4 protein-coding genes are annotated in these 6,523 nt (G+C 72.3%); 2 read left to right on the top strand and 2 right to left on the bottom strand.

Annotation, left to right across the window (positions count from 1 at the left end; translation table 11 throughout):
• Window positions 1-536 precede the first annotated feature (536 nt).
• Window positions 537-2,009: an NAD-dependent malic enzyme gene (locus IF06_RS0128055; RefSeq protein ID WP_013284747.1), complete on the bottom strand. Its 1,473-nt coding sequence runs from the start codon at window positions 2,007-2,009 to the stop codon at window positions 537-539.
• Between the two features lie 195 nt (window positions 2,010-2,204).
• Between IF06_RS0128055 and hflX the strand changes: the two genes are divergently transcribed.
• Together hflX and IF06_RS0128045 are read left to right on the top strand one after the other, a co-directional pair.
• Window positions 2,205-3,668: a GTPase HflX gene (gene hflX, locus IF06_RS0128050; protein ID WP_030274593.1), complete on the top strand. Its 1,464-nt coding sequence runs from the start codon at window positions 2,205-2,207 to the stop codon at window positions 3,666-3,668.
• A gap of 50 nt (window positions 3,669-3,718) precedes the next feature.
• Window positions 3,719-5,473, top strand: a complete 1,755-nt coding sequence (locus IF06_RS0128045) for a hypothetical protein (protein WP_030274591.1) — start codon at window positions 3,719-3,721, stop codon at window positions 5,471-5,473.
• Between the two features lie 54 nt (window positions 5,474-5,527).
• Here IF06_RS0128045 and lexA read toward each other — a convergent pair whose 3' ends face one another.
• Complete coding sequence (lexA, locus tag IF06_RS0128040) at window positions 5,528-6,310, bottom strand: transcriptional repressor LexA (protein ID WP_013284750.1); 783 nt, start codon at window positions 6,308-6,310, stop codon at window positions 5,528-5,530.
• Between the last annotated feature and the right edge of the window lie 213 nt (window positions 6,311-6,523).

The raw sequence follows: 6,523 nt of genomic DNA, 5'->3' as shown, positions 1-6,523 counted from the left end.
CGCCCCGCCCCCGCCCGGTGCCGCCCGCCCTCCCGCCCCCGTGATCAAGGAGTTTGTGGCGGATTCCCGGTGCTTCGGTGACGCGAACTCCTTGGTCAACACGCGCATGGTGAGTGGTGTCGGCGGCCCTGGCAGCCGTGGCCCCCGCTTCCGCCGGCGCACGGCCGCCCAGCGTGATCAACACCAGCTCGGCGAAGTGGTCATATCGCGGAGCCTCTGATGCCGCCACTTCGGGGAACTGGTGTTGATCAAGGGTGATGATGCCGCCACTTCGGGGCTGTTGGGGATCTTGGAAGATTCGGGCCCCTATGAGGGCCATTTCCTTCCAAGATCTCGCGTGGACGCGCCGGGGACACCTGACGATGCGGGTGCTGAGAACCCGTGCGCTTGCCCGGTACACGCGCGCTTGAGGTGTGTCTCGGGCGGGCGCCGCACGAAGGCGCTGCCCCGCGAACAGGTCCCCCTGGCAAGACGAGGAGGTGCCGACCCGCGAGGGCGCTGCCCCGCGAGAGGGTGCCGCGAGCGGAAGGAACGCGTCAGGGGGTGGCGCTGGCGTTGGCGGCGATCTCGGGGAGGTCGGCCGGGCCCGGGTCGGCCGCCGGGGCCGGCGTAGCGGCCGGGTTCTGCGCGGCGGCCCGTACCGCGGCGGCCACGGCCGGGGCGACCCGGGAGTCGAAGACGCTCGGCACGATCACCGTCGGGTTGATCTTGTCTTCGCCGACCACGTCCGCGATGGCCCGCGCGGCGGCGAGCGCCATCTCCTCGGTGAACTCCTCGGCGTGCGCGTCGAGCATGCCGCGGAACACGCCGGGGAAGGCGAGCACGTTGTTGATCTGGTTCGGCTGGTCCGAGCGGCCGGTGGCGACCACCGCGGCGTACTTGCGCGCCTCCCGCGGGTCCACCTCCGGGTCGGGGTTGGCGAGCGCGAAGACGATCGAGTCCTTCGCCATCGCGGCGACGTCCTCGCCGGTGAGCAGGTTCGGCGCGCTCACACCGATGAACACGTCCGCGCCGCGTACCGCCCCGGCCAGGTCGCCGGAGTAGTTCTCCTTGTTGGTGTTCTCGGCCAGCCACTGCCAGGCCGGGTTGAGGTCCGGCAGTCCGCGGTGCAGGGCGCCCTGGCGGTCGTACGCGATGATGTCGCCCACGCCCTGGCGCAGCAGCAGCTTCATGATCGCGGTGCCGGCCGCGCCGGCGCCGGAGACCACGACCCGGACGTCCGCGAGCTGCTTGCCCACGACGCGCAGCGCGTTGGTGAGCGCGGCCAGCACGCAGATCGCGGTGCCGTGCTGGTCGTCGTGGAAGACCGGGATGTCCAGGGCCTCGCGCAGCCGGGCCTCGATCTCGAAGCAGCGCGGCGCGGCGATGTCCTCCAGGTTGATGCCGCCGTACGCGGGCGCGATCGCCTTGACGATCGCCACGATCTCGTCGGTGTCCTGGGTGTCCAGCACGACCGGCCAGGCGTCCACCCCGCCGAAGCGCTTGAACAGCGCCGCCTTGCCCTCCATCACCGGCAGCGACGCGGCCGGCCCGAGGTTGCCCAGGCCGAGCACCGCGGTGCCGTCGCTGACCACGGCGACGGTGTTGCGCTTGATGGTGAGCCGGCGCGCGTCGGCCGGGTTCTCCGCGATCGCCATGCAGACCCGGGCCACGCCCGGGGTGTACGCGCGGGACAGCTCGTCGCGGGTGCGCAGCGCGACCTTCGGGGTGACCTCGATCTTGCCGCCGAGGTGCAGCAGGAAGGTGCGGTCGGAGACCTTGCGGACGTCCACCCCGTCGAGCGCGGTGAGCGCGTCGACGACCTGGTCGGCGTGGCCGGCGTCGGCGGTGTCGCAGGTGAGGTCGACGATCACGTGCGCGGGGTCGGAGTCGACCACGTCCAGCGCGGTGACGATGGCCCCGGCCTCACCGGCGGCGGTGGTGAGCCGGCCGATGGAGGAGGCGTCGGCGGGTACCGCGATCCGGATGGTGATGGAGAATCCGGCACTCGGCAGTCGGGTGTTGGCCACGAGAAACTCCTCCGTCGGCGCTGAGCGGCTCGACTGGCATTTCTACTCGCCCGCCCAGGTCGCCCGGCATCCGCCCCCGCTACCCGTCGGTAGCGTCACGGGCATAACACAGGTGCGTCCGGCGTTGTCACATGTCAGGATTGCTGTCACGCGCCGAAAATTCTCGGCGTTGCCCAAAACGGACAGGAGACGCATTTGCGCGAGCAGGAGACCTTCCATCCCTACACCGACGACGAGTTCGACGCCACCACCGGCGAGTACGAGCTGTCGGAGCGGCAGGCGCTGCGGCGGGTCCCCGGCCTCTCCACCGAACTCACAGACATCACCGAGGTCGAATACCGTCAGCTCCGGCTGGAGCGGGTCGTCCTCGTGGGGGTCTGGGCCGAGGGCACCCAGTCCGACGCCGACAACAGCCTCACCGAGCTGGCGGCGCTGGCCGAGACGGCCGGTTCGCAGGTGCTCGAAGGGCTGATCCAGCGCCGCCACCGGCCCGACCCGGCCACGTACATCGGCCGCGGCAAGGTCGACGACCTGGGCGCGGTAGTGCTGTCCACCGGTGCCGACACGATCATCTGCGACGGTGAGCTGTCGCCGTCGCAGCTGCGCAACCTGGAGCAGCGCACCAAGGTCAAGGTGGTCGACCGGACCGCCCTGATCCTCGACATCTTCGCCCAGCACGCCAAGAGCAAGGAGGGCAAGGCGCAGGTCGAGCTGGCCCAGCTCGAATACCTGCTGCCGCGCCTGCGCGGCTGGGGTGAGACGCTGTCCCGGCAGACCGGTGGTAGCGGCCGCGGCGGTGGCGCCGGCGGTGGCGTGGGTCTGCGTGGTCCCGGTGAGACCAAGCTGGAGACCGACCGGCGGCGCATCCGCCACCGCATCGCGCGGCTGCGCCGCGAGATCAAGAGCATGGCGACGGTACGCCAGACCAAGCGCGCCCGGCGTACCCGTAACGCGGTTCCCGCGGTGGCCATCGCCGGCTACACCAACGCCGGCAAGTCCAGCCTGCTCAACCGCCTGACCGGTGCGGGTGTGCTGGTGGAGAACGCGCTGTTCGCCACGCTGGACCCGACCACCCGCCGGGCCACCACGTCCGACGGCCGGCTCTACACGCTGTCCGACACGGTCGGGTTCGTCCGGCACCTGCCGCACCAGATCGTCGAGGCGTTCCGCTCGACGCTGGAGGAGGTCGCCGACGCCGACCTGGTCGTGCACGTGGTCGACGGCACCCACCCGGACCCGGAGGAGCAGGTCCGGGCGGTACGCGAGGTGCTCGCCGAGGTGGGCGCGGACCGGCTGCCGGAACTCCTGGTGGTGAACAAGACCGACGCCACCGACGAGGAGACGATGCTGCGGCTCAAGCGGCTCTGGCCGGACGCGGTCTTCGTCTCCGCCCACAGCGGGCGCGGGATCGACGAGATGCGCGAGGCCGTCGAGCGGCGGCTGCCCCGGCCTGCGGTCGAGGTGCGCGCGGTGCTCCCGTACGACCGGGGTGACCTGGTCTCCCGGGTGCACCGGCAGGGTGAGGTGCTCAGCACCGCGCACCTGCCCGAGGGCACGCTGGTGCACGTGCGGGTCAGCGAGGGTCTGGCCGCGGAACTCGCGCCGTACCGGGCGGGTGACCGGCTGACCAGCGACGAGCGGGTGGGCGCCGGGCGGTGAGCCGTCCGGCGTCACCCGCCGGAAACCCGCGCCGTGCGACACTGAGCGTCATGCGGCACGTTGTCTCCTCGGTCACGCTCGCGCTCGGCCTGGTCGGCGCGGTCGTGGCGCCGGCCGGGCCGGCCCCGGCGGCTCCCGCCGCGGCCCCCGTGCTGGCCGCGGCTCCCAAGAAGAAGTGCACTGTCGAGGACAATCGCCTCCGCGAGCTGTCCGGTCTGGTGGCCACCAGCAACGGGTACGTCGTGATCAACGACGGCTCGGACGACCCCAGCCGCAAGCGGGTCTTCTACCTGGACACCAAGTGCAAGGTCGACAAGGAGGTCCGTTACTCCGGTGACGGGCCGCTCGACACCGAGGACCTCGCGCTCAGCCCGGACCGCAAGACCCTCTGGATCGCCGACACCGGCGACAACGTGGAGAAGAAGACGCGCCGGGAGCGGGTCGCGGTCTGGACGATGCCGCTGAGCGGCTCGAAGCAGCCGGTGCTGCACCGGCTCAGCTACCCGGGCAAGGAGCCGCACGACGCGGAGGCCCTGCTCGTCGGCGACGACAACATGCCGCTGGTGATCACCAAGGATCTCTCCGGCAAGTCGGAGATCTTCACCCCGACGGTGAAGCTGAAGGCGAGCGGTGACACCGAGCCGATCCCGATGAAGAAGGTCGGCGAGGTCACGCTCCCGAAGACGAACACCGAGAACAAGTTCGGCTCGCCCGGGCGGGCGCTGGTCACCGGCGCCGCCCGCTCGCCCGACGGCAGCAAGGTCGTGCTGCGCACGTACGCCGACGCGTTCGAGTTCGACGTGGCCGGCGGCGACCTCGTCAAGGCGATCACCACCGGGAAGCCCCGAGTCACCCCGCTGGCCGACCCGTTCGGCGAGGCGATCTCCTACACGCCGGACGGCAAGACGTTCGTCACCGTCTCCGACGGCGGCACGCTCGACGAGTCGGATCCGATCGACATCCTCAGCTACACCCCGTCGACCACCGGCGCCGAGGCGCTGCCGAACGGCGGCAAGGCCGAGACCAAGGCGTCCGCCGAGAAGTCCTGGCTCGAAGGGCTCTCGCTCGACGAGATCACGTACCTGATCGCGGCCGTCGGGGTGCTCGGCGCGCTTCTGGTCGGCGCGGGCGTCTTCGGCATCCTGCGGGCGCGGCGCAAGCCGGCGCCCCGGGCGCCGGTCGACGAGCCCGAGCGCAGCGGCGAGTTCCCGGTGAACAACGGCTTCCCGTCGGGCGAACGGCCGGACGCCCCGCGCGGCGGTGTCTACGGCGGCGGTCAGGGCGGCGTCTACGGCGGCGCGGCCAACGGCGACCGCCCGGCGTCCGGCGGTGTCTACGGCGGTGGCCGGCAAGGCGGCGGCGTGTACGGTGGCGGCCCTCAGGACGGCGGTCGCGGCCAGGGCGGTGGCCGTCCTCCGGGCGCGGGCCGTCCGCAGGGCGGCGGCGTCTACGGCGGCGGCGGAGCCCCGGCCGGCGGCGGAGGGCGCGGAGGCGGCGTCTACGGCGGCGGAGGCCAGGGCGGACCGGGCGCAGGCCAGGGCGGTCCCGGTCGTGGCGGCCCGGGTGGCGGCGGCCAGGGCAGTCCGGGTCGTGGCGGCCCGGGTGGCGGCTACGGCGGCGGCCCGGGCGGGGCCGGATACCGCGGCCAGCCGAACGGCGGCGGGCCGCGCGCAGAGGGCGGCCGGGCCGAGCCGCCGCGCCGCGGACAGGAGCCGCGTGGCGGGCGTCGCGACGGTTACGACGACCAGGGCCGGTACGGCCCGGTGTCCGGCGGTGGCCGGGAGTACCGCGGCGATCGCTACTGAGACGACACGGAAAAGGGGTGACCGGCGACGGTCACCCCTTTTCGCTGCTGTCGGTCAGATGCGGCGCAGGACCGCCACCACGCGGCCCATGATGGTGGCGTCGTCACCGGGGATCGGGTCGAAGGCCGGGTTCTGCGGCATCAGCCAGACGTGCCCGTCCCGCCGCCGGTAGGTCTTCACCGTCGCCTCACCGTCGAGCATGGCGGCCACGATGTCGCCGACCTCGGCGTTCGGCTGCTGCCGGACGACCACCCAGTCGCCGTCGCAGATCGCCGCGTCGAGCATCGAGTCGCCCTTGACCTGGAGCATGAAGACCTCGCCCTCGCCGACCAGCTCGCGGGGGAGGGGGAAGATGTCCTCCACCGCCTGCTCGGCGAGGATCGGCCCACCGGCGGCGATGCGGCCCAGCATCGGCACGTACGCCGGGGCGGGCCGCTGCGCGCGGGCCGCCTCGTCGTCCGCCTCGCCCGGCGCGCGGACGTCGACGGCGCGCGGACGGTTCGGGTCGCGGCGCAGGAAGCCCTTCTTCTCCAGCTCCTTGAGCTGGTAGGCGACGCTGGACGGGGACACCAGCCCGACCGCCTCGCCGATCTCGCGCACGCTCGGCGGGTAGCCGTGGCGCTCGACCCAGTTGCGGATGAACTCCAGGATCCGCCGCTGCCGGGCGGTCAGGTCGACGGTCGCCGGGTCGGGGAAGCTGCTCACCACCGGGGTGACCGGACGCACCGCCGCGGGGGCGGTGCGGCTGCGGGCGGTGCGGGGGCGACGGGTCGCCGGAGGACCCGCCCCGTCGTTCGGCTGCGGGTTCTTCTGCCGGCTGGCCCGGTCCTCGGTCACGTCCGTCCCTCCCTGGTCGGCGCTGGGGTGCCTCGTCGGCTCGTGGTGCGTGTGGTCTGACCGTATAGGTGAGATCGGCCATTTTCAAACATCTGTACGACCTGCTGTCGGCGTGTCGCGCCGAATTCCTGGATTTCCGAACTGGTGTTCTGATAGAAGAGTACGCCGCTCGAACGGATGTTCTATCCCGGCTGCCCGTGACTAGCACGGGAG

The organism is Micromonospora globosa, assembly GCF_000717585.1.
GTDB lineage: Bacteria > Actinomycetota > Actinomycetes > Mycobacteriales > Micromonosporaceae > Micromonospora > Micromonospora aurantiaca.
This window is presented reverse-complemented; position numbering and strand designations above follow the sequence as displayed.

Bases quoted from the DNA above. Each gene is read 5' to 3' on its own strand.
- IF06_RS0128045 (WP_030274591.1), top strand. From the start codon at position 3,719: ATGCGGCACGTTGTCTCCTCGGTCACGCTCGCGCTCGGCCTGGTCGGC.